Here is a 21,895-nt window from a genome sequence, read left to right as displayed (position 1 = left end):
GCTCAAGTGCCAACCCGTAAACGGCCTTTGACCTGCGCAAAGGCCGTTTTTTGTGTTCAGGGTTTATTGGCGAATGCCCAGTCGCTTGGCCAGCCGGTTCAGGTTGGCGCGATCCACGCCCAGTTCGCGTGCGGCGTCGGCCCATTTATGATTGTGGCGGCTCAACGCCTCGATGATCAGCGTGCGCTGATAGTTGTCCAGCGAGGTTTTCAGATCCTTGCCCGGCGGGCTCGAGACAACCGGCGCCAGTGCGGCAGGTGATTCAATTGCTGCTACGGGCTGGCTCAGGCCAAGCTGGTCTTCCTCAATGCTGACTATGCGCGCTCGTGGGGCATTATTGGCCAACGCTTTAAGCGCGGCGCGGCCGATCAGATGTTCCAGTTCACGCACATTGCCAGGCCAGTCGTAACCCAGCAGCGCGCGTTGGGCATCACTGCTCAGGCGCAAACTGCGCAAGCCAAGACGCGCGCGGTTCTGTTCCAGAAAATAACCTGCGAGCATCAAAATATCCCGGCCGCGATCGCGCAACGCCGGGACGGGCAGCGGATACACGCTGAGGCGGTGATAGAGGTCGGCGCGGAAGCGTCCGGCGCGCACCTCGCCGGCCAGGTCGCGGTTGGTCGCCGCAATAATTCGCACATCAACATGCAGCTCACGGTCAGAGCCGACGCGTTGCAACTGCCCGCTTTGCAGCACCCGCAGCAACTTGGCTTGCGTTGCCAGTGGCAGTTCACCGACTTCATCGAGAAACAGGCTGCCGCCATCGGCCAGTTCAAACTTGCCCTGGCGCTCGCTCATGGCGCCGGTGAATGAGCCTTTCACGTGACCAAACAACTCACTTTCAACTAGCAGGTCGGGCAGGGCGGCGCAGTTGATCCGAATCAGCGGTTTGCGCAGGCGCGCGGATTGCGCATGAATGGCTTCGGCGACCAGCTCCTTACCGACCCCGGTTTCGCCGGTGATCAGCACGGTGAGCGGGCTGTTGGCGATCAGTTGAATCTCGTGCAGCAGTTGTTTGTGCGCCGCGCTTTGGCCGATCAGTTCTTGTGGCTGATGTTGGCCGGCCGCCTGTTTATAGCTCTCGGCCAGATGGCGCTGGTCTTCAACACTGCGTGCCAGTTGCTTGATGCGTTCGCTGGCCATGACGCTGGCGGCAGCTAGACTGGCAAAGGCTTGCAGGCTGTCGAGATCGACGCTGCCAAAGCGTGTCGGGTCCAGCGAGTCGAGGGTCAGCAGCCCCCACGTCTCGCCGCCTACTTGTAATGGGCAGCCGAGACAATCGTGAACCTGTAAATGGCCACGATGCCCGTCAACCAAGCCGTCATAAGGGTCTGGCAGGTCGCAGTCCGAGGCAAAACGGGTAGGGCCCTGATTCTCCAATAACGCATGCAGGCGCGGGTGTTCGTCGACTTTGAAGCGGCGCCCGAGGGTGTCGGTGCTCAAGCCTTCAACGGCGAGCGGGATCAGGGTTTCGCCTTCGAGTTTGAGCAGTGCAACGGCGTCGCATGGCAGTACCTCGCGCAAGGCATGCAGCAGCCGGCGATAACGCTCCTCGTCGCTTAAATCACGCGAAAGGTCGGCGACCAAGGGAACGAGAGCGTGTAGAAGTGGATTGGTCATAATGACTCTTGTGAGTCTAAAAGACTGCAAATGTTAATTGTCATAATGACTCGCTATTTTTGTAAGTCATTGAATTTATTTGATTTATAAACTGGCACGAAGATTGACTGTTAATACGTGGGAGCACGCTATCACGCAATTTCGACTGTAGAGGCGTTGCTCATCGTACCCCTGAAATTTCTGACTTGCGAGAACACTAATGATGACTCCACAGCAGCGCGCGATTATCAAATCCACTGTGCCATTGCTTGAAACCGGTGGCGAGGCACTCACCCGGCATTTCTATCAATTGATGTTCAGTGAATACCCGCAAGTGCGTGTGCTGTTCAATCAGGCGCATCAGGCCAGTGGTGATCAGCAGCGCGCTTTGGCTAACGCGGTCTTGATGTATGCCAAGCACCTCGATCACCTTGAGGCGCTCGGCCCGCTGGTCAATCAAATCGTCAACAAGCACGTGGCGTTGCAGATTCTGCCTGAGCATTACCCGATTGTTGGCACCTGCCTGTTGCGCGCCATTCGCGAAGTGCTCGGCGAAGAGATCGCCACGGATGAGGTCATCGAGGCGTGGGGATTGGCTTACGGCATGCTTGCCGACATCCTGATCGGTGCTGAAGAAAGCGCGTATCAAGCCAACGAACAAGCTGAAGGCGGCTGGCGCGGAGCTCGCACCTTCACCTTGGCGCGCAAGGTTGCAGAATGTGAAGAGATCGTCTCGCTGTATTTTGTGCCAGCTGACGGCGGCGCCGTCGTTGCTTATCAGCCGGGCCAGTACATTGGCATGAAGCTTGAAATCGACGGTGAGGAAGTGCGTCGCAACTACTCGCTATCCGCCCTGAGTGACGGCATGCAGTACCGTATCAGTGTTAAGCGTGAGGCGCAGGGGCGTGTTTCTAACTACCTGCATGACACCTTGCAGGTGGGCGACAGCATCGAGTTGTTTGCGCCAGCCGGTGATTTTGTCTTGCAACCGTCTTCACGGCCAATTGCCCTGATTACAGCCGGTGTGGGGATTACGCCTGCAGTGGCCATGGTTGAGGCGGCGAAAAACAGCGGTCGGCCCATTCACTTCATTCACTGCGCGCGTAATGGCAGCGTGCATGCGTTCAAAGACTGGATTGAGTCGGTGACAACCGCTCACCCGCAGGTCCGTTACTACGTGAGCTACAGCGAGCCGCAAGCGGCCGATGAATGTGACGCCAGCGGCTTTCTGACACGTGAATGCCTGGGAAATTGGTTGCCGCAAGATCGTAACATCGATGCCTATTTCCTCGGCCCCAAGCCTTTTATGGCAATGGTTAAGCGCCATCTGAGTGAGCTGGGCGTGCCCACCGGGCAGTGCCACTACGAGTTCTTTGGGCCTGCCAGCGCGCTCGACGCGTAAAAGCCAACCAAGGGCGGCTTATCTCCGCCCTTGGTTGAGGCTACAGCTTTTCCTGTATGAGTGATTACTGGGTTAAGTGAGGTTAAACATGTTCATTCAATCGGCTGCGTCATGGTCACTGCATAAGCTGAGCTCGATACTGCTCAGTTTGGGCGTGCTGATGCTGGTGATCGGTGTGGTAGCTGCGTACCGGTTTGATCATTTGCTCGCAATAGGGCCGCTCATCGCAGCGCACACAATGACGATTCTGGGGCCTGCATTACTCAAAATCGGCTATGTCATGCGCCTGCTGGCTGCCAATCAGGCTAAGGCGGTTTATCAGTTGGCCTGATGCCAATCGGCGCCTGATTTTTGCAGAATCGTAAAACCCGCTGGACAGTATATATGTTTTTTCGTATATTCGAATTTCCATATATTGTCCCTGAGCGGGTTTTTTTATGTCTGCTGACTTAACCCCCACCGCTGTTTTCAAGTGCCTGGCTGACGATACTCGCGTGCGTTTGATGTTGCTCATCGCCCGTGAGCAAGAGTTGTGCGTGTGCGAACTGATGTGCGCGCTGGAGCAGAGCCAGCCGAAAATCTCCCGCCATTTAGCCCAGCTGCGCAACTGCGGCCTGCTCACCGACCGGCGTCAGGGGCAGTGGGTGTATTACCGCCTGACCCCAGAGCTGCCAGCCTGGATCGAGCACGTCATCGCTATCACTCTGGAGGCCAATGCGCACTGGCTGGCGCCCGATGCGCAGCGCCTTGATCACATGGGCGACCGCCCTCAACGTCTCACGTCTTGCTGCTAGGAAATAACCATGAAAGTCATCTTTATGTGTACTGCCAATAGCTGTCGCAGCGTGCTGTGCGAAGCGATGTTCAACCATATCGCCCCGGCCGGCATGCAGGCATTCAGCACGGGCAGTCAGCCCAAGGGGCAGATTCACCCGATGAGCCTTAAATCTCTGGAGAAAGCCGGCATCAGCACACAAGGCCTGTACAGCAAAGGCAATGAAGCATTGGCAGATTTGCAGCCTGATTTTGTTATCACCGTGTGTGACAACGCCGCGGGTGAGGCTTGCCCGATCTACTTCGGTTCTGCGCACAAGGCGCATTGGGGCTTGGCAGACCCCTCTGACTGTGATGAGTCAGAGGCTCAGATGGTCGCTGCGTTTGATGCAACTCTGGTACAGATTCGTCGCCGCCTGGAGGCTTTCATAGCGTTGCCATTTGCAGAGCTGGATCGCGAGCAACTCAATGCACAGATGGCCCGAATTGGCCAGCTCTAGGCAAAGGAGATAGCGCAATGAGTAACAGCCGTTTGTCCTTTCTTGATCGCAACCTGACGCTATGGATTTTCCTGGCGATGGCGTTGGGCATCACTCTTGGCAGTGTGTTTGAGGGTTTCCCGGTGTGGCTCGACAGTTTGTCGGTCGGCAGCACCAACATCCCGATTGCACTGGGCTTGATCGTAATGATGTACCCGCCACTGGCGCGGGTTAAGTACGAGCAGTTGCCCGAGGTGTTCAAGGACAAGCGGATTCTGTTGCTGTCGCTGGTGCAGAACTGGGTGATTGGCCCGGTGCTGATGTTCGTGCTGGCCGTGGTATTTCTCTCCGACAAGCCGGAATACATGACCGGCCTGATTCTGATTGGTCTGGCGCGTTGCATTGCCATGGTCTTGGTCTGGAATCAGCTCGCCGGGGGCAATAATCAATATGTTGCCGGGCTGGTGGCATTCAACAGCATTTTTCAGATCCTGTTTTTCAGCGTCTATGCGTGGTTCTTCCTGGGGGTTCTGCCGCCCCTGTTTGGGCTGGAAGGCAGCGTGGTCGAGGTCAGTTTTATTGACATCGCCCAGTCGGTGCTGATCTACCTCGGCATCCCATTCTTCGCCGGCTTCATCACCCGTAAAGTGCTTATCGCGCGCAAGGGGCAGGAATGGTTTGAGAACAGTTTCATGCCACGCATCAGCCCGCTGACACTGGTGGCGTTGCTGCTGACCATCGTTGCCATGTTCAGCCTGAAAGGTGACATGGTGCTGGAGTTGCCGCTGGATGTTTTGCGCATTGCCATCCCGTTGGCGATCTACTTTCTGGTGATGTTTTTCATCAGCTTTATCATGGGCAAATGGCTCGGCGCCGATTACCCGCGCACCACCGCGCTGGCCTTTACCGCGGCGAGCAACAACTTCGAGCTGGCCATTGCGGTGGCGATTGCAACCTTCGGGCTGGCTTCTCCGGTGGCGTTTGCCACGGTGATCGGGCCGCTGGTTGAGGTGCCCGTATTGATCTCGCTGGTCAGTGTGTCGTTCTGGCTCAAGCGCCGCTGGTTCGACCCTGACACTCAACTTCAAACAAAGGACTGATTGATGACCGATATAACCCAACACACCGAGCAGTTGTCTGCCACGGATCTGCCCAATACCGATGAGCAATTGTTGGATATTCCGAATATCGACAAACTCAAGGGCGCTGCTCAGCTTACCCACAAGCCGCGCATTCTGCTGCTTTACGGCTCCAACCGGGAGCGCTCATTCAGCCGCTTGCTGACCGAAGAGGCCGCGCGCCTGCTGGAGCATTTCGGTGCTGAAACGCGCATATTCAATCCGTCTGGTTTGCCATTGGCCGACGATGCGCCGGACGACCATCCCAAGGTGGCTGAGCTGCGCGAATTGATGGTCTGGAGTGAAGGGCAAGTGTGGTGCTCACCCGAGCGCCACGGCGCCATGAGTGGCGTGTTCAAGACTCAGATCGACTGGGTGCCGTTGGCTATGGGCGCGGTACGACCCACGCAAGGCAAGACGCTGGCCGTGATGCAGGTGTGTGGTGGCTCGCAGTCGTTCAACGTGGTCAACCAGTTGCGCGTGCTCGGCCGCTGGATGCGCATGTTCACTATTCCCAATCAATCATCGGTGCCCAAGGCGTTTCTGGAGTTTGATGAGGCGGGGCGGATGAAACCTTCGGCGTTCTACGACCGCGTGGTCGACGTGATGGAAGAGTTGGTCAAGTTCACGCTGCTGTTGCGTGGGCAGTCCGAGTATCTGGTCGACCGTTACTCGGAGCGCAAGGAGTCTGCCGAGGCGCTGTCGGCGCGGGTCAATCAGCGCGCCATTTAGCGCTTACTCGACTGCTTCGGCGGTGGGTGCAGGTGCCGTGATATTGTCCTGCGCCTCACCCATCTGGCCGAAACGCTGTAACTGCATCTCTTGCAGGCGACTCAGCGTGCGGCGAAACGCGAACGCCAGATACCCCTCGGTATACAACTCGGTCAACGCCACGGCGGCTTCTATATAGAGCGGCACTTTGCGGTCGTAGCATTCATCGACCAGCGCAATGAAACGCCGCACGCTGTCATCGTGTACCGACAATGCCGGTAATTGCCGGTCCCCCGCATCCACCTTTACCGGCGCATCTTCAGTGCCACGGGCTATCTTGGCCTTGCGCTGGCTGGCGCTCAGGTTAGGCACTTCACTAAGCATGATGGCGCTGAACTGATCGCACAGCGCGATGAAGTCCGGCGCGGCCAATGGCTGCATGCACAGGTCGCTGAAACGGCACCAGAGCACCGACTCGCAGCGTTGCACCAATGAGAGTGTGCGGTTGCCGATTGTCAGTGGCTCTGCGCTGCTCACTTGCCCGTTGGCGAGCTTGGCAAACAAATCGGGCATGGCGCTCGGCGCATCGGTTTCTCTTAACCAGTAGCGTTTCTGGCGCTTTCCCGGATGCTGGCGATGATCCTGCCCACCATCGACATTGACTACCTGCATGTGTTGCTCGATGGCGGCGATGGCGGGCAAGAAGCGTTCGCGGTTGAAACCATCGGCATAGAGGTCTTCGGGCGGCTGGTTGGAAGTCGCAACCACGACCACGCCGCAGTCAAACATCACCCGGAACAAGTTGCCGAGGATGATCGCATCGCCAATATCCCCTACAAACAATTCATCAAAGCACAGCACCCGCACCTCAGTGCTGAGTTCGCGCGCCAATGCTATTAGCGGGTCCGCAGTGCCGGTGAGCTGAAACAGACGCTGGTGCACCCAGCTCATGAAGTGATGAAAGTGCTGGCGCCGTGCAGGTATCGGTTGCTCGCTTGCTCGCAAGCTTTGATAGAACGCATCCATCAGCCAGGTCTTGCCGCGCCCGACCGGGCCCCACAAATACACGCCGTTTATTGCAGTCGCCTGGCCATTGAGTGCGCTGAAGCATGCCTCCAGCGCTTCAGCAGCCTGGCGCTGCGCGGGGTCTTCGTGGAAGCCCTGAGTGGCAACGGCATGCAAATAGGCAGCGAGCGGGGAGGCGGCGGGCATGAAGACTCTCTGGTTTGAAACGGCGGGGGCATTGTAATGCCTGCGTGCAGCTTGCAGGGCGCGGAGCGACTGATTGCCGCGCGCTGAAACGCAAGGGGAGGGGCCTTAGCCGCGGAAAATATTCACCGGGCTGAGCATGCGCGTTGGCAAATTCCCCCTCATGTTGGCTTCGATTGTGTCGATAACACATTGACGGCAAAGCTAAAACGTCTTGCCCGAAAGCAGTTGCAAAAAAATTTCTAAAGCAATTGCAGGTAGCGCCGATACAACTCTTGAATGCGAAGTAACTGGGTGATAGCGCAACACAGCAACCCAAACGTTCGCACCACCCGGTTACCTAAAGTACTAGCCCATTGGAGGCATGAATCATGGCCCTTACAGTCAATACTAACGTTGCTTCTCTGAACACTCAGCGCAACCTGAACTCGTCTTCCAATGCGCTGAGCACCTCTTTGCAGCGTCTGTCTACCGGTTCGCGCATTAACTCCGCCAAGGACGACGCAGCTGGTCTGCAGATCTCCAACCGTCTGGGCAGCCAGATCAGCGGTCTGGGCGTTGCTGTTCGTAACGCCAACGACGGCATCTCTTTGGCGCAAACCGCTGAAGGCGCACTGCAGCAGTCGACCAACATCCTGCAGCGTATGCGTGACCTGTCTCTGCAAGCCGCTAACGGCAGCAACGACTCCACCGACCGTTCTGCTCTGCAGAAAGAAGTGGGCGCTCTGCAAAACGAATTGAACCGTATTGCTGAAACCACCACTTTCGGTGGTCGTAAATTGCTCGACGGCTCGTTCGGTTCCACTGCTTTCCAGGTAGGTGCCAATGCTAACGAAACCATCAACGTTTCGATCGGCAACGCCAGCTCCAACAAAATCGGTGCTTACACCTCGGACAAAGCCGGTACAGCACTGGGAATCACTACTGCTACTGCCGCTGACGCAAGTGGCACACTGAAAATTTCGGCAAACGGTAAGCAAACTGACGTTCAAGCTTTCACTGCAACTGACACAGCAGCTTCGGTTGCAAGCAAAATTAACAGCGCTGGTACCCCGGTTAAAGCGTCTGCTCGTACCGATGCAGTGCTTACCAAAGCCTCTACAGTTGCAACTTTCAATCTGAAAATTGAAGTTTCTGGCACCGATACCTCAAAAGTAGATTCGACCATTGATTTGGCAGGTTTGACCAGCTTCGACCAAGTCGTAAGCGCAGTGAACTCAAGTGGTTCGGGTCTGCAGGCTAAAGTTAATGGTGATGGAACGCTTGAGATCAGCTCGGACAGTGGCGCTGCCATCAAGTTTACCGCCTCTGGTCTCCAGGCAGACGGCACTACTGCATCAGCCGCAGCAGACATCACCGTTCAGGCTCGCTCTTCGGAAGACTCGGATGGCGATAACGCGGGTGATCTCTCAACCGCCTCTAACATTGGTGCAGGTACTGCTGTTGCCAACGGTGCGCTGAAACTGAGCTCATCTTCAGCGTTCTCACTGTCTGGTACGGGTGCTGCCAAAGTGACTGGCGAGCCAGCCGGTATCCTGGCTACCGTTAGTGACGTTGACGTAAGCACAGCTTACGGTGCTCAGAACGCTATCGATGTCATCGACGCGGCGATTGCCTCTATCGACTCCCAGCGTTCGGATCTCGGTGCGGTGCAGAACCGTTTCGACAACACCATTAGCAACCTGCAGAGCATTTCGGAGAACGTATCGGCTGCAAAAGGCCGTATTCAGGACACCGACTTCGCTGCTGAAACTGCCAACCTGAGCAAGAACCAGGTTCTGCAGCAGGCTGGTACTGCGATCTTGGCTCAGGCCAATCAGCTGCCACAGGCCGTTCTCAGCCTCCTGCAGTAACACGCCGGTTAGTCAGGCAAACACCGCGGGGGGAAGTGCTTAGCGCTTCTCCCCGTCTTGCCATTCAGAGGATTTAACGATGGACGTAGCAACCACGAATACGTTGTCGTTGGTTAACAGCGGAACTAAAACTCTGCTAGCAGCTACTGGTAGTCACCAGGTAACTGCTCAAACTGATCTGATTACGGCCAGTGAACAAGCCCAAACTGGAATCGAGGCTGATGCCTCAGCTCAAACAGTTGAGCAGGCAGCTTCATCGATTCAGAGTTATGTGCAGTCAATTCGCCGAGACTTGAACTTTGCGGTGGATGACTCTTCCGGCCGTGTAGTGGTCAAGGTAACGGATTCAACTTCGGGTGATGTAATCAGGCAGATTCCGTCTGAGGATGCGCTCAAGTTAGCTGAAAACCTTGATGCCGTCCGCAGCTTGTTGTTTAGAGCTGAAGCATAAAAAGCCGTATTACTATCCAGTTATCGCAGATGTTGGATAGGCGGCATGATTTTTGATGGAGATTGGCTCTAGACGATTTAGCGTCAAACCCATGACGAGGTGGAGAACATGGTAGGAATAACAGGTCTTGGTGGTTCCGGTCTGGACATAGACAGCATTGTCAGTGCTTTGGTGAATGCTGACTCAGCCCCGAAGACAGCGCAACTGTCGCGCCTTGAAACTGCCACAACTTCCAAGTTTTCTGCGTTGGGAACACTTAAGGGTGCCTTGAGTGAGTTCCAGACTGCGTTGGCGGGGCTGAACGATATCACGTTGTTTGAGAACCGCACCGCCAGTTCCTCCAATACCAGCTCGCTGACTGCATCAGCGTCAAAGAATGCCTTGCCGGGTACCTACTCGGTGGTGGTAAACAGCTTGGCGACTTCGAGTAAAGTTGCCACGGCTGCTGTAGCCAGTACCTTTGAAAGCGGTGCAACTGAAGAGACCTTCTCTGTGCAATTGGGCGCTTCAGGCGCAGCGACTGAAGTCAAAATTGCTGCAGGCTCCGATCTTGCCAGTACGCGTGACCAGTTGAACACAGCGCTCAAAGACCAGGGTATCAGCGCTAACATCGTCAATAACCCAAGCACGGGCGAAGCGCGTTTGGTCTTTAGTTCAACCACCACCGGCGCTGGCAACGATATTATCGTCAGTGGTACTGGCAATCTATCTGCGCTGAGTGCCGACGGCAGCCAAGCCATGAATAGCGCGGATCCGGCCAGCGCGGGCTACATTACCCAATCTGCTGACGCTGAGTTCAGCGTTGATGGCTTGGTTCTGAACAGCAAAACCAACACTGTGACTGATGCGATTCCTGACGTTACTTTGTCTCTGGTTGCTGTGACTGAGTCGGGCAAGAATGCGACCGTCAAGGTCGGGCAGGACACATCAGGCGTCACCGCCAACATCAAGAAATTTGTCGACGCCTATAACACGCTCATCACTACCAGTAACGAGTTGACCCGAGTCGTTAGCGTCGGCGAGGGTAAAGAGCCTGTTACCGGTGGTTTGGTGGGCGATGCGACAGTGCGTAACCTGCTCAGTGCTGTGCGCAAAGAGTTGGTTAATCCGGCAAACCAAGCGGGAATAAGTGCGCTTGCGGATATGGGTATCACCACCCAAAAAGATGGCACACTGGCCATTGACGATACCAAGCTGCAAACCGCGATCACTGATAATTTCGATTCAATTGGCACATTCTTCACCGGTGATACGGGTTTAACCAGTCGGCTCGACAGTAAAATTGATGGCTTCATCAAAGGCGGCGGTGTGCTTGAGCAGCGTATGGATGGTTTGCAATCGACGCTGACCAATATCGATAAGCAAAAAGAAGACCTCAATCGTCGCATTGAGTCACTTCAGGAACGACTCTATAAGCAATTCAATGCAATGGATGCTCTGGTAAGCCAGTTGTCGCAGACCAGCGACCGCTTGACGCAATCGCTTGAGGCGCTGCCTGGTATCGTCAAGAAAGATAACTGATAGTAGGGAAGGGCAGTCTCGGCTAATCAGGCCGGGACAAAATGGCTGTTCTTGAGCCTTTCCGTCTCGAATTTTGGCAAATTTCCGTTAAAGCATCTCGCCCCCTTGCCGATACCTTAAGTATCAGCAATCAACACAGCGAGAGCGACAATGAACGCGATGGCAGCCCTTAAGCAATATCAAACAGTCAACACGCACGCGCGTGCCGTGGACGCAAGCCCACACCGTTTGATCCAGATGCTCATGGAAGGTGGCTTGACTCGCATCGCTCAAGCACGCGGCGCCATGGAGCGTCAGCAGCTGGCACTCAAAGGTGAAATGATTGGCAAGGCCATCGCCATTGTTGGCGGTCTGCGTCAGGGGCTGGATTTCGAAAAGGGTGGCGAACTGGCCACTAATCTGGACAACCTGTACACCTACATGGAAACTCGCCTGATGCACGCCAACTCCAAAAACGAGCTGGCGCCACTGGATGAAGTATCCGCACTGCTACGCGAAGTTAAATCCGGTTGGGATGCAATCGGCTGATCAACCCTGATTTGTACGTAAGGAAGTCGATATGAGCTCATCCGTCCAGCGCCTCGAGGAAACCGGTACTGCACTGCGCAGTGCTTTGGCGACACACGACTGGAGCGCGATCAGCGAGCTGGACTTGCGCTGCCGTCAGGTGGTGGATGATGCCATGCTCGAAACCGTGCAAGACGAAGAGTCGCTGCGCCTGCGCATGCAAGAGATGCTCGACCTGTATCGCGAGTTGGTCGCTGTTTGCCAGGCCGAGCAAAAGCGTATTGCGGCTGAGCTGCGTCAGCTCAATCAGTCGCATCAAGGTGCCAAGGTTTATCAGATGTTTGGCTGACAGCCGCTTTATAGCAGCATGTTCCGCGCATATCCCCGCGCTAGAGTCCTGCATGCTGGTTTGCCGTTGTTCTTGAGAAAACGGCTCCACGTATCACTCTGCAAATAAAACACGCCATTAAATTGACATGCCAGGGGTAAATTGATTTAACTACTGGCAACATGCTGGCGGCCCATTTTCTTGAGGGCGCCTCGAATACCCCGGGGAAGTCCAAAAAAACTATGTGGCGTGATACCAAAATTCTGTTGATTGATGACAACATCGAGCGCCGAAGGGATCTGGCGGTCATTCTTGGTTTTCTGGGTGAAAGCTTTGTTGCCTGCGGCAGTCAGGACTGGCGCGAAACTGTGGCCAAACTTGAATCAAGCCGCGATGTTTTGTGTGCCTGGGTCGGTGAAGTTGAAGCCTCACAGCCACTGATAGGCTTGCTCAAACACATATTCGAATACGACGCCTGTCTGCCCGTGTTGCTGGTGGAAGAGGCGGTTGCGCCTGAGTGGCCGGAAGACATTCGCCGCCGGGTTCTGGCCACCCTCGAAATGCCGCCAAGCTACAACAAGCTCCTGGATACGCTGCATCGCGCTCAGGTCTACCGCGAAATGCACGACCAGGCGCGTGATCGTGGCCGTCAGCGTGAAACCAATCTGTTTCGCAGCTTGGTTGGCACCAGTCGGGCCATCCAGCATGTACGACAGATGATGCAGCAAGTGGCCGACACTGAAGCCAGCGTGCTGATTCTGGGCGAGTCGGGCACTGGCAAAGAGGTGGTTGCGCGCAATCTGCATTATCACTCCAAACGCCGTGAAGGCCCGTTTGTGCCGGTTAACTGCGGCGCGATTCCGGCCGAGTTGCTGGAGAGCGAATTGTTCGGGCACGAGAAGGGCGCCTTTACCGGTGCAATTACCTCGCGCGCCGGGCGTTTCGAGTTGGCGAGCGGCGGCACCTTGTTCCTCGATGAGATCGGCGATATGCCGTTGCCGATGCAGGTCAAGCTGCTGCGGGTGCTGCAGGAGCGTACGTTTGAGCGCGTGGGCAGCAACAAGACGCAAACCGCTGATGTGCGCATTATCGCGGCGACTCACAAAAACCTGGAGGATATGATCGAAAGCGGAAGCTTCCGCGAAGATTTGTTCTACCGGCTCAATGTGTTCCCGATCGAGATGGCGCCGCTGCGCGAGCGCATCGAAGATATCCCGCTGTTGATGAACGAGCTGATCTCGCGCATGGAGCACGAGAAGCGCGGTTCGATCCGCTTCAATTCGGCCGCGATCATGTCGCTCTGCCGCCACGACTGGCCGGGCAACGTTCGTGAGTTGGCAAATCTGGTCGAGCGCATGGCGATCATGCATCCCTATGGCGTGATCGGGGTGAGCGAGCTGCCGAAGAAGTTCCGCCATGTGGATGATGAAGACGAGCAGGCGAGCCAGACTTTCTTCGACGAGATGGACGAGCGTTCAGCAATCGTCGCCGGCTTGCCGGGCATGGACATGCCGGCGATGCTGCCAGCGGAAGGGCTCGACCTGAAAGACTATCTCGGCAATCTTGAGCAAGGCCTGATCCAGCAGGCGCTGGATGATGCCAATGGCGTGGTGGCGCGTGCGGCTGAGCGGTTGCGCATTCGCCGCACGACCCTGGTTGAGAAGATGCGTAAATACAACATGAATCGTCGCGACGAAGACGGCATGGACGACAGCGCCGGCTAAGCGCTGAATCACCGGTCGAGTCAGGCGATTGGCGCGACCCCCGCAAATAAAGCCGAAGGTTTGACAGAATCTTCGGCTTTATTTTTATGTGATTGATTTATAACGATATTTTTTTAGGCACGGGTATTGCTAACTCTCTGCTAACTGACTGTCTTATGACGGCTCGCCGCGCGAGAGAAAAGCATGAAACCGAGTGCCTTACCTGTTCAATCCATCGAGTCCGCTGGTCGCCTTGAAGCGCCACGTGTTGCTGTGTCCGCAACTGCCGAGCCGTTGGAGCAAGCCAGCCGCGAAAGCCTGGAGCATGCCTTTAATCTGTTTAATCAGATGTCCTCGCAGCTCACCGAGTCTTACAGCATGCTCGAGGCGCGGGTCACTGAACTCAAGGGCGAACTGGCGTTTGTCAGCGCTCAGCGCATGCAGGAGCTGGCCGAAAAAGAACGTCTGGCGCATCGTCTGCAAAGCCTGCTTGATCTGTTACCGGGCGGGGTCACGGTTATTGATGGTCAGGGCGTGGTGCGCGAAGCCAATCCGGTGGCGCGTAACTTACTTGGTCAGCCCCTGGTCGGGATGCTCTGGCGCGAAGTGATTGCCCGCAGTTTTGCCCCGCGTGACGACGATGGCCATGAGGTTTCGCTCAAGGACGGTCGGCGTTTGTCGATTGCCACCCGTTCACTGCGCGGCGAGCCGGGCCAATTGGTATTGCTTACCGATCTCACCGAAACCCGTCGTTTGCAGGATCAGCTCTCGCGTCACGAGCGGCTTTCGGCGCTGGGGCGCATGGTCGCCTCGCTGGCCCACCAAATTCGCACACCGCTCAGCGCCGCGCTGCTGTATGCCAGCCATCTGACTGAACAGGTGCTTCCGGCTGAAACCCAGCAGCGCTTTGCCGGGCGCCTGAAAGACCGCCTGCATGAGCTTGAGCATCAGGTGCGCGACATGCTGATTTTTGCCCGTGGCGATTTACCGCTGCCGGACCGCCTGACACCGCAGGCTTTGTTCGGCGCATTGCGTGCCGCTGGCGATTCGCATGTTCAGGGCATGCAGGTGCGCTGGCAATGTGATGCTTCGGCGGGCGAGTTGCTGTGCAACCGCGACACGCTGATCGGCACGGTGCTTAATTTGGTCGAAAACGCCATTCAGGCGGCCGGACGTGATGCGCGCCTGAAGATCCATCTGTACCAGCGCGGCAATACCCTGCGCCTGGCGATTACCGATAACGGCCCCGGCATTGATCCCGCTGTATTGACGCGTCTCGGCGAGCCGTTCTTCACCACTAAAACCACAGGCACCGGGCTTGGCCTTGCCGTGGTCAAGGCGGTTGCGCGCGCGCATCAGGGTGAGTTGCGCATGCACTCGCGGCTGGGCCGCGGCACCTCTGCACTATTGATATTGCCGCTGATTCCAGTGGCGCAACCGGTTACTCAGGAGTAAGCCCATGTCTGCGAAAGTTTTGCTGGTCGAAGACGATCGCCCGTTGCGCGAAGCGCTGGCCGACACCCTCGAGTTGGGTGGTTACACGTTTCGTGAGGCTGACAGCGCCGAGGCTGCACTGGTTGCGCTGGCGCAGGAGCCGTTTGCGCTGGTCGTCAGCGACGTCAACATGCCAGGCATGGACGGCCATCAATTGCTGGCGGTGATTCGCGAGCGCTATCCGCAATTACCGGTATTGCTGATGACTGCGCATGGCGCTGTCGAGCGTGCGGTGGATGCTATGCGTTGTGGCGCTGCCGATTATCTGGTTAAACCGTTTGAACCTAAAGCGCTGCTGGAACTGGTTGCGCGACATGCCAAAGGCCAGTGGGCGAGCAGCGACAAGCAAGGTCCGGTGGCTGTCGAACCGGCCAGTCAGCAATTGCTGGCGTTGGCAACGCGGGTGGCGCAGAGCGATTCTACCGTGCTGATTACGGGTGAGTCGGGGACTGGTAAAGAGGTGCTGGCGCAATTTATTCACCAGCAGTCGCCGCGTGCGCAAAAGCCGTTTATTGCCATCAACTGCGCCGCGATTCCCGACAACATGCTGGAAGCCACTTTGTTCGGCCATGAAAAAGGTGCCTTTACCGGCGCTGTTGCCAGTGCGCCAGGCAAGTTTGAAATGGCCAATGGCGGCACTATCTTGCTCGACGAGATTTCTGAAATGCCGCTGGCGCTGCAAGCCAAGATGCTCCGTGTGCTGCAAGAGCGTGAAGTTGAACGAGTCGGCGCGCGCAAGCCGATCGAGCTGGACATTCGGGTGCTGGCGACCAGTAACCGCGATCTGGCAACAGAAGTGGCGGCGGGTCGTTTCCGCGAAGACTTGTTCTATCGTTTGTCGGTGTTTCCGCTGGCCTGGTTGCCATTGCGTGAGCGCCCGGCCGACATCGTGCCGCTGGCTGAAAGAATGCTGGCCAATCACGTCAAAAAAATGAACCACGCGCCCATTCGATTCTCCGAGGCCGCGCAGTTCAGCCTGCAGGCGCATGCCTGGCCGGGCAATGTGCGCGAACTGGATAACGCCATTCAGCGCGCGCTGATCTTGCAGCAGGGTGGTTTGATTCAGCCGCAGGATCTCTGTCTGCCGGGCCCGGCGGGTATGCCTAACCTTGCGCCAGCCGCCGCGCCTGCCGTGGCACTAGTGCGTAGCGCGCCAGTCGAACCGGCCGCCACGGGCGCAGGAGTGTTGGGTGACGACCTGCGTCAGCGCGAGTTTCAGGTGATTATTGACACCTTGCGGGCCGAGCGTGGCCGGCGCAAAGAGGCGGCTGATCGGCTCGGCATCAGCCCGCGAACCCTGCGCTACAAGTTGGCCCAAATGCGTGACGCGGGTCTGGATGTCGAGGCTTATTTGTTCGCCAGTTAAGCGTTAGGGCGTAACTGGCACCCTTGTTGCAATCACCTTGTTATAGCGCCGCCAAGTGTCAAAAAAGCGCGGCCAACGGAGGAATGTGATGAGTCAGGGTGTCGAATTCAATCGCTTGATGCTGGAAATGCGTTCCATGCAAGCCGAGGCTATGGCGCGCAAACCCGTTGCCAGCACGCCAGAGCCGGGCGCACCGAGCTTTTCCGAGATGCTCGGCAGCGCGGTGAATAAGGTTAACGAAACCCAGCAAGCGTCCAATCAACTGGCCACCGCGTTCGAGATGGGCCAGAGCGGCATTGATCTGACCGACGTGATGATCGCCTCGCAGAAGGCCAGCGTCTCGTTTCAGGCCATGACGCAGGTGCGCAATAAGCTGGTTCAGGCGTATCAAGACATCATGCAGATGCCGGTTTAAGGCGGGTTGAATCATGGCTGAAGCATTAGCAGCAAACGTCCCGGCGACTACCGCCGCCAGCGACGCCAAAAAACCGTTATTCGGACTTACCGTTCTGGAAAACCTGTCGGACATGAGCATGCTCCGTCAAGTTGGCCTCATGGTCGGTCTGGCTGCCAGCGTGGCAATCGGTTTTGCCGTGGTGCTGTGGTCGCAGCAACCTGATTACCGTCCGCTGTATGGCAGCCTTGAAGGCATGGACTCCTCGCAGGTTATGCAGACTCTGGCCGCCGCCGATATCGACTACACCGTTGAGCCAAGCTCCGGCGCGTTGTTGGTACAAGCCAGTGATGTGGCGCGTGCGCGCATGCGTCTGGCCGCTGCCGGTGTGGCGCCGGTCGATAAAAGCCTGGGCTATGAAATTCTCGATCAGGAACAAGGCCTGGGCACGAGCCAGTTCATGGAAACCACCCGCTATCGCCGCGGTCTGGAAGGTGAGCTGGCGCGTACGGTCTCGAGCCTGAACAACGTTAAATCTGCGCGTGTGCACCTGGCCATTCCCAAGAGCTCGGTGTTCGTGCGTGATGAGCGTCGGCCAAGTGCCTCGGTGTTGGTCGAGCTGTATTCCGGCCGTGCGCTGGAGCCCAGCCAGGTCATGGCGATTATCAATCTGGTCGCGACCAGCGTGCCGGAACTGGATAAATCGCAAGTCACTGTGGTCGATCAGAAGGGCAACTTGCTGTCGGATCAGCAGGAAAACTCGGCCATGACCATGGCCGGCAAACAGTTCGATTACTCGCGCCGCCTCGAAAGCCTCTTCACCCAGCGCGTGCACAATATTTTGCAGCCGGTGTTGGGCAGCGGCCGTTACAAGGCTGAAGTTTCGGCCGATGTTGACTTCAGTGCTGTCGAGTCGACGTCCGAGATGTTTAATCCGGATCAGCCGGCACTGCGCAGCGAGCAGAAAGTTGACGAGCAGCGCAGCAGCAGTTTGCCGCCGCAAGGGGTGCCTGGTGCGTTGAGCAATCAGCCGCCTGGCCCGGCAGCTGCACCGGCGCAAGCCAACGCAGCCGCCGCTCCTGGCGCAGCGGGGCCGGTTGCAGCGGGTCAGCCGTTACTCGATGCCAATGGCCAGCAGGTCATGGACCCGGCGACTGGCCAGCCAATGCTGGCGCCGTTTCCGGCGGACAAGCGTGAGCAGGCAACCCGTAACTATGAGCTGGACCGCTCGATCAGCCACACCAAGCAGCAGCAAGGCCGTTTGCGCCGGTTGTCTGTGGCAGTGGTGGTTGACGATCAGTTGAAGGTTGATCCGGCCACCGGCGAGACCACGCGTACACCGTGGACTGCCGATGAAATCGCCAGATTCACCCGCCTGGTGCAGGACTCGGTCGGCTTCGATGCCAGCCGTGGCGATAGCGTCAGCGTGGTTAATACGCCGTTCAGCACTGCAGCGCCGGAAGAAATTGCCGATATTCCGTTCTACACCCAGCCGTGGTTCTGGGATGTGGTCAAGCAGGTGCTCGGCGTGCTGTTCATTCTGGTGCTGGTGTTTGGCGTTCTGCGTCCGGTGCTGAATAACCTCACCGGTGCCAACAAGAGCCGCGAACTTGCCGAAGGTGGCCGTGACGGTGATATCGAGCTGGGCGAAATGGGCGGGCTCAACGGTGATTTGTCTGCCGACCGGGTAAGCCTTGGTGGTACACAAAATCTGCTCTTGCCAAGCCCTTCAGACGGGTATGATGCGCAGCTGAATGCGATCAAGGGGCTGGTCGCGGAAGACCCGGGCCGAGTGGCGCTCGTAGTTAAAGACTGGATCAACGACGATGACTGAGAACCGCGCTGCAGTTAAGCTGAACAAGGTCGACAAGGCTGCAATCCTGCTGCTGTCTCTGGGCGAGACCGATGCCGCGCAAGTGCTGCGCCATCTCGGGCCCAAAGAGGTGCAGAAGGTTGGCGTGGCCATGGCCAACATGCGCAACATTCACCGCGAACAAGTCGAGCAGGTGATGGGCGAGTTCGTCGAGATTGTCGGCGACCAAACCGGCCTCGGCGTGGGCGCGGATGGCTACATCCGTAAGATGCTCACTCAGGCACTCGGCGAAGATAAAGCCGGTAACCTGATCGACCGGATTCTGCTGGGCGGCAACACCAGTGGTCTCGACAGCCTGAAGTGGATGGAGCCGCGCGCGGTTGCCGATGTGATCCGTTACGAACACCCGCAGATTCAGGCGATTGTGGTGGCTTACCTCGACCCCGATCAGGCCGGCGAGGTGCTCGGTCACTTCGATCACAAGGTGCGCCTGGATATTGTCATGCGCGTGTCTTCGTTGAACACGGTGCAGCCGGCGGCGCTGAAAGAACTCAATCTGATTCTCGAAAAACAGTTCTCGGGCAACTCCAACACCACACGCGCCAGCCTCGGCGGGATCAAGCGTGCGGCCGACATCATGAACTTCCTCGACAGCTCGGTGGAAAGCCAGTTGATGGATTCGATCCGCGACATGGACGAAGACCTGTCGAGCAAGATCGAAGACCTCATGTTTGTCTTCGATAACCTGGCCGATGTGGATGACCGTGGCATTCAGGCATTGATGCGCGAGGTTTCCTCGGACGTGCTGGTGCTGGCACTCAAGGGTGCGGATGAGACGATCAAAGAAAAGGTGTTCAAGAACATGTCCAAGCGTGCGGCCGAGTTGCTGCGTGACGACCTTGAAGCCAAAGGCCCGGTGCGCGTCAGCGACGTCGAGGCGGCACAAAAAGAAATTCTGACTATCGCCCGGCGCATGGCCGACGCCGGTGAGATTGTTCTGGGCGGCAAAGGTGGCGAGGAGATGCTCTAAGCCATGGCCACCAAGGAACCCGTTAGCGAGGTTATTCGCGCGCAGGACGTCAACGTATTCGACCGCTGGGCGCTGCCAAGTTTCGATTCGCATGACCCGCAGGCAGAGCCTGAGGTTGTCGACGAAGTAGTCGAGGCCGAGCCGCCCGCTACCCACGAAATCGAGGATGTTGAGCCCGAGTCGGTTCAGCCGATGACTCTCGAACAACTCGAGGCCATTCGCCAGGAAGCCTATAACGAAGGTTTCAGCACCGGCGAGAAAGACGGTTTTCATGCCGGCCAGCTCAAGGCCCGGCAAGAGGCGCAGGCCGCTTTGGAGCCCAAGCTGGCGGCGCTTGAGCAGGTCATGAATCAGTTGTTCGAGCCGATCAACGAGCAAGACCACGCCCTTGAGATGACCCTGGTGAATCTGGTCAGTCATATCGCCCGCGAGGTGGTGCAGCGCGAATTGACGACCGACTCCAGCAATCTGCGTCAGGTGTTGCGCGCGGCGCTAAAGTTGCTGCCGAGAGGCGCTGAAAACATCAGCATTCATCTCAATCCGCAAGACTACGACCAGATCAAGGCGCTGCGTGACCGTCACGAAGAAGATTGGCGGATCATCGAAGACGATGCCCTGTTGCCAGGCGGCTGCCGGGTTGAGTCGAATCACAGTCGCGTTGATGCGAGCATCGAGACACGCCTGAGCCAGGCGCTCAAGCAGCTCTTTGACCAGCAGCGCGAACAGTCCGTGCACCCGCTGACGCCGGATCTCAATGTCGATCTGGATAACCCGGATGCGCCTTGAACGAATAAGCCTGAGCAAACGCATGAGCGGCTACGCCGACGCCGTCAAATTGCCGCCGGTGCCGGTTGTCGAAGGCCGCTTGCTGCGCATGGTCGGCCTCACGCTCGAAGCGGAGGGACTGCGTGCCTCGCTGGGCAGCCGTTGCCTGGTAATCAATGATGACAGCTACAACCCGATGCAAGTCGAGGCTGAGGTCATGGGTTTTTCCAACGGCAAGATATTCCTCATGCCGGTCGGCAGCCTCGCCGGGATAGCGCCAGGCGCCCGCGTGGTGCCGTTGGCTGATACCGGTCGCTTACCGATGGGTATGTCCATGCTGGGTCGGGTGCTGGATGGCACCGGCGCGGCGCTGGATGGCAAGGGCCGGATGAAGGCCGAAGACTGGGTGCCGATTGATGGCCCGACCATCAACCCACTCAAGCGCCACCCGATCAGCGAACCGCTGGATGTTGGGATTCGCAGCATCAACGGCTTGCTCACGGTGGGCCGTGGCCAGCGCTTGGGCCTGTTTGCCGGTACGGGTGTGGGTAAGAGTGTGCTGCTCGGCATGATGACGCGCTTTACCGAGGCCGACATTATCGTGGTCGGGCTGATTGGTGAACGTGGCCGCGAAGTTAAAGAATTTATCGACGAAATCCTCGGCACCGAAGGCATCAAACGTTCGGTTGTGGTGGCGTCACCAGCCGATGACGCGCCGCTGTTGCGCCTTCGTGCGGCGATGTATTGCACGCGTATTGCCGAGTATTTTCGCGACAAGGGCAAGAATGTCCTTTTGCTGATGGACTCACTGACGCGCTTTGCTCAGGCCCAGCGTGAAATTGCTCTGGCCATTGGTGAACCGCCTGCGACCAAAGGCTATCCGCCTTCGGTATTCGCCAAGTTGCCCAAGCTGGTGGAGCGCGCCGGTAATGCCGAGCAGGGCGGTGGTTCGATCACCGCGTTCTATACCGTGTTGTCCGAGGGCGATGACCAGCAGGACCCAATCGCCGATGCGGCGCGGGGTGTGCTCGACGGCCACTTTGTGTTGTCACGGCGTTTGGCCGAAGAAGGTCATTACCCGGCAATCGACATCGAGGCGTCAATCAGCCGGGTGATGCCGCAAGTGGTGTCTGCCGAGCATTTGCGTGACTCGCAACGCTTCAAGCAATTGTGGGCGCGGTATCAACAGAGCCGTGATCTGATCAGCGTCGGTGCCTATGTGGCGGGAGGCGATGCGGACACCGATCTGGCCATCGCCAAGATGCCGCTGATGGTCAGTTATCTGCGTCAGGGTTTGGGCGAGAGTGAAAATATTCTGCGCAGTTGCGCCCAGCTGTCGGCCACTCTCAATCCTCCCAACAAACCGGCAGGTTGATAG

General features: G+C 57.4%; 21 protein-coding genes. 19 read left to right on the top strand and 2 right to left on the bottom strand.

What is annotated here, in order from left to right; translation table 11 throughout:
* Positions 1-63: 63 nt before the first annotated feature.
* Entirely contained in the window at positions 64-1,623 is a 1,560-nt protein-coding gene (gene norR, locus BM395_RS08835; RefSeq protein ID WP_090511031.1) for a nitric oxide reductase transcriptional regulator NorR, read from the bottom strand.
* 196 nt (positions 1,624-1,819) lie between these two features.
* On the opposite strand from norR, the gene hmpA reads away from it, so the two are divergent.
* The 6 genes from hmpA (at position 1,820) to arsH (ending at position 6,104) form a co-directional block, all read left to right on the top strand.
* A complete protein-coding gene (hmpA, locus tag BM395_RS08830) occupies positions 1,820-3,001 on the top strand; it encodes an NO-inducible flavohemoprotein (protein ID WP_090510697.1) in 1,182 nt (393 codons plus the stop codon).
* A gap of 88 nt (positions 3,002-3,089) precedes the next feature.
* Positions 3,090-3,332, top strand: a complete 243-nt coding sequence (locus BM395_RS08825) for a hypothetical protein (protein WP_069901738.1) — start codon at positions 3,090-3,092, stop codon at positions 3,330-3,332.
* A gap of 106 nt (positions 3,333-3,438) precedes the next feature.
* Complete coding sequence (locus tag BM395_RS08820) at positions 3,439-3,795, top strand: metalloregulator ArsR/SmtB family transcription factor (protein ID WP_069901739.1); 357 nt, start codon at positions 3,439-3,441, stop codon at positions 3,793-3,795.
* A gap of 9 nt (positions 3,796-3,804) precedes the next feature.
* Complete coding sequence (locus tag BM395_RS08815) at positions 3,805-4,275, top strand: arsenate reductase ArsC (protein WP_090510695.1); 471 nt, start codon at positions 3,805-3,807, stop codon at positions 4,273-4,275.
* Between the two features lie 17 nt (positions 4,276-4,292).
* Positions 4,293-5,354, top strand: coding sequence for an ACR3 family arsenite efflux transporter (arsB, locus tag BM395_RS08810; RefSeq protein WP_090510692.1), 1,062 nt, complete (start codon positions 4,293-4,295; stop codon positions 5,352-5,354).
* A 3-nt stretch (positions 5,355-5,357) separates the two neighbouring features.
* Positions 5,358-6,104, top strand: coding sequence for an arsenical resistance protein ArsH (gene arsH / locus BM395_RS08805; protein WP_141124084.1), 747 nt, complete (start codon positions 5,358-5,360; stop codon positions 6,102-6,104).
* A 3-nt stretch (positions 6,105-6,107) separates the two neighbouring features.
* On the opposite strand, the gene zapE is transcribed toward arsH, so the two are convergent.
* Entirely contained in the window at positions 6,108-7,295 is a 1,188-nt protein-coding gene (gene zapE / locus BM395_RS08800; protein ID WP_090510690.1) for a cell division protein ZapE, read from the bottom strand.
* A 368-nt stretch (positions 7,296-7,663) separates the two neighbouring features.
* Here zapE and BM395_RS08795 point away from each other — a divergent pair, with 368 nt between their 5' ends.
* The 13 genes from BM395_RS08795 to fliI all read left to right on the top strand — a co-directional run bounded on the left by BM395_RS08795 (position 7,664) and on the right by fliI (position 21,892).
* On the top strand, positions 7,664-9,145 hold the full coding sequence (locus BM395_RS08795) for a flagellin (protein ID WP_090510687.1): 1,482 nt from the start codon (positions 7,664-7,666) through the stop codon (positions 9,143-9,145).
* A 79-nt stretch (positions 9,146-9,224) separates the two neighbouring features.
* On the top strand, positions 9,225-9,596 hold the full coding sequence (locus BM395_RS08790) for a flagellar protein FlaG (protein ID WP_090510684.1): 372 nt from the start codon (positions 9,225-9,227) through the stop codon (positions 9,594-9,596).
* 108 nt (positions 9,597-9,704) lie between these two features.
* A complete protein-coding gene (gene fliD / locus BM395_RS08785; protein WP_090510682.1) occupies positions 9,705-11,117 on the top strand; it encodes a flagellar filament capping protein FliD in 1,413 nt (470 codons plus the stop codon).
* A 150-nt stretch (positions 11,118-11,267) separates the two neighbouring features.
* The gene (gene fliS / locus BM395_RS08780) at positions 11,268-11,645 is read left to right on the top strand and encodes a flagellar export chaperone FliS (RefSeq protein ID WP_069901746.1); all 378 of its coding nucleotides are present in this window, start codon (positions 11,268-11,270) and stop codon (positions 11,643-11,645) included.
* A 31-nt stretch (positions 11,646-11,676) separates the two neighbouring features.
* The gene (gene fliT, locus BM395_RS08775) at positions 11,677-11,973 is read left to right on the top strand and encodes a flagellar protein FliT (protein ID WP_069901747.1); all 297 of its coding nucleotides are present in this window, start codon (positions 11,677-11,679) and stop codon (positions 11,971-11,973) included.
* 221 nt (positions 11,974-12,194) lie between these two features.
* Positions 12,195-13,676 (top strand): sigma-54 dependent transcriptional regulator, encoded by a 1,482-nt coding sequence (locus BM395_RS08770; protein WP_090511025.1) that lies wholly within the window; start codon positions 12,195-12,197, stop codon positions 13,674-13,676.
* Positions 13,677-13,859: 183 nt separating this feature from the next.
* Entirely contained in the window at positions 13,860-15,110 is a 1,251-nt protein-coding gene (locus BM395_RS08765; protein ID WP_090510679.1) for a sensor histidine kinase, read from the top strand.
* A gap of 4 nt (positions 15,111-15,114) precedes the next feature.
* Positions 15,115-16,515, top strand: a complete 1,401-nt coding sequence (locus BM395_RS08760; protein ID WP_069901748.1) for a sigma-54-dependent transcriptional regulator — start codon at positions 15,115-15,117, stop codon at positions 16,513-16,515.
* An 88-nt stretch (positions 16,516-16,603) separates the two neighbouring features.
* The gene (gene fliE / locus BM395_RS08755) at positions 16,604-16,930 is read left to right on the top strand and encodes a flagellar hook-basal body complex protein FliE (RefSeq protein WP_069901749.1); all 327 of its coding nucleotides are present in this window, start codon (positions 16,604-16,606) and stop codon (positions 16,928-16,930) included.
* 13 nt (positions 16,931-16,943) lie between these two features.
* Positions 16,944-18,743 carry a flagellar basal-body MS-ring/collar protein FliF gene (gene fliF, locus BM395_RS08750; RefSeq protein WP_090510676.1) on the top strand — a complete coding sequence of 600 codons (1,800 nt, stop codon included), beginning with the start codon at positions 16,944-16,946 and terminating at the stop codon, positions 18,741-18,743.
* Positions 18,736-19,752, top strand: coding sequence for a flagellar motor switch protein FliG (fliG, locus tag BM395_RS08745; RefSeq protein ID WP_090510674.1), 1,017 nt, complete (start codon positions 18,736-18,738; stop codon positions 19,750-19,752). The genes fliF and fliG overlap by 8 nt, the downstream gene beginning before the upstream one ends.
* A gap of 3 nt (positions 19,753-19,755) precedes the next feature.
* Complete coding sequence (gene fliH, locus BM395_RS08740) at positions 19,756-20,538, top strand: flagellar assembly protein FliH (protein WP_090510672.1); 783 nt, start codon at positions 19,756-19,758, stop codon at positions 20,536-20,538.
* Entirely contained in the window at positions 20,528-21,892 is a 1,365-nt protein-coding gene (gene fliI, locus BM395_RS08735) for a flagellar protein export ATPase FliI (protein ID WP_069901753.1), read from the top strand. Before fliH ends, fliI begins: the two co-directional genes overlap by 11 nt.
* The last annotated feature ends 3 nt before the right edge of the window (positions 21,893-21,895 follow it).

Source organism: Pseudomonas marincola, assembly GCF_900116605.1.
In the GTDB taxonomy this organism is placed as follows: Bacteria; Pseudomonadota; Gammaproteobacteria; order Pseudomonadales; family Pseudomonadaceae; genus Aquipseudomonas; species Aquipseudomonas marincola.
The sequence above is the reverse complement of the archived record's forward strand: the minus strand, read 5'-3'. Positions and strand labels throughout refer to the sequence as shown.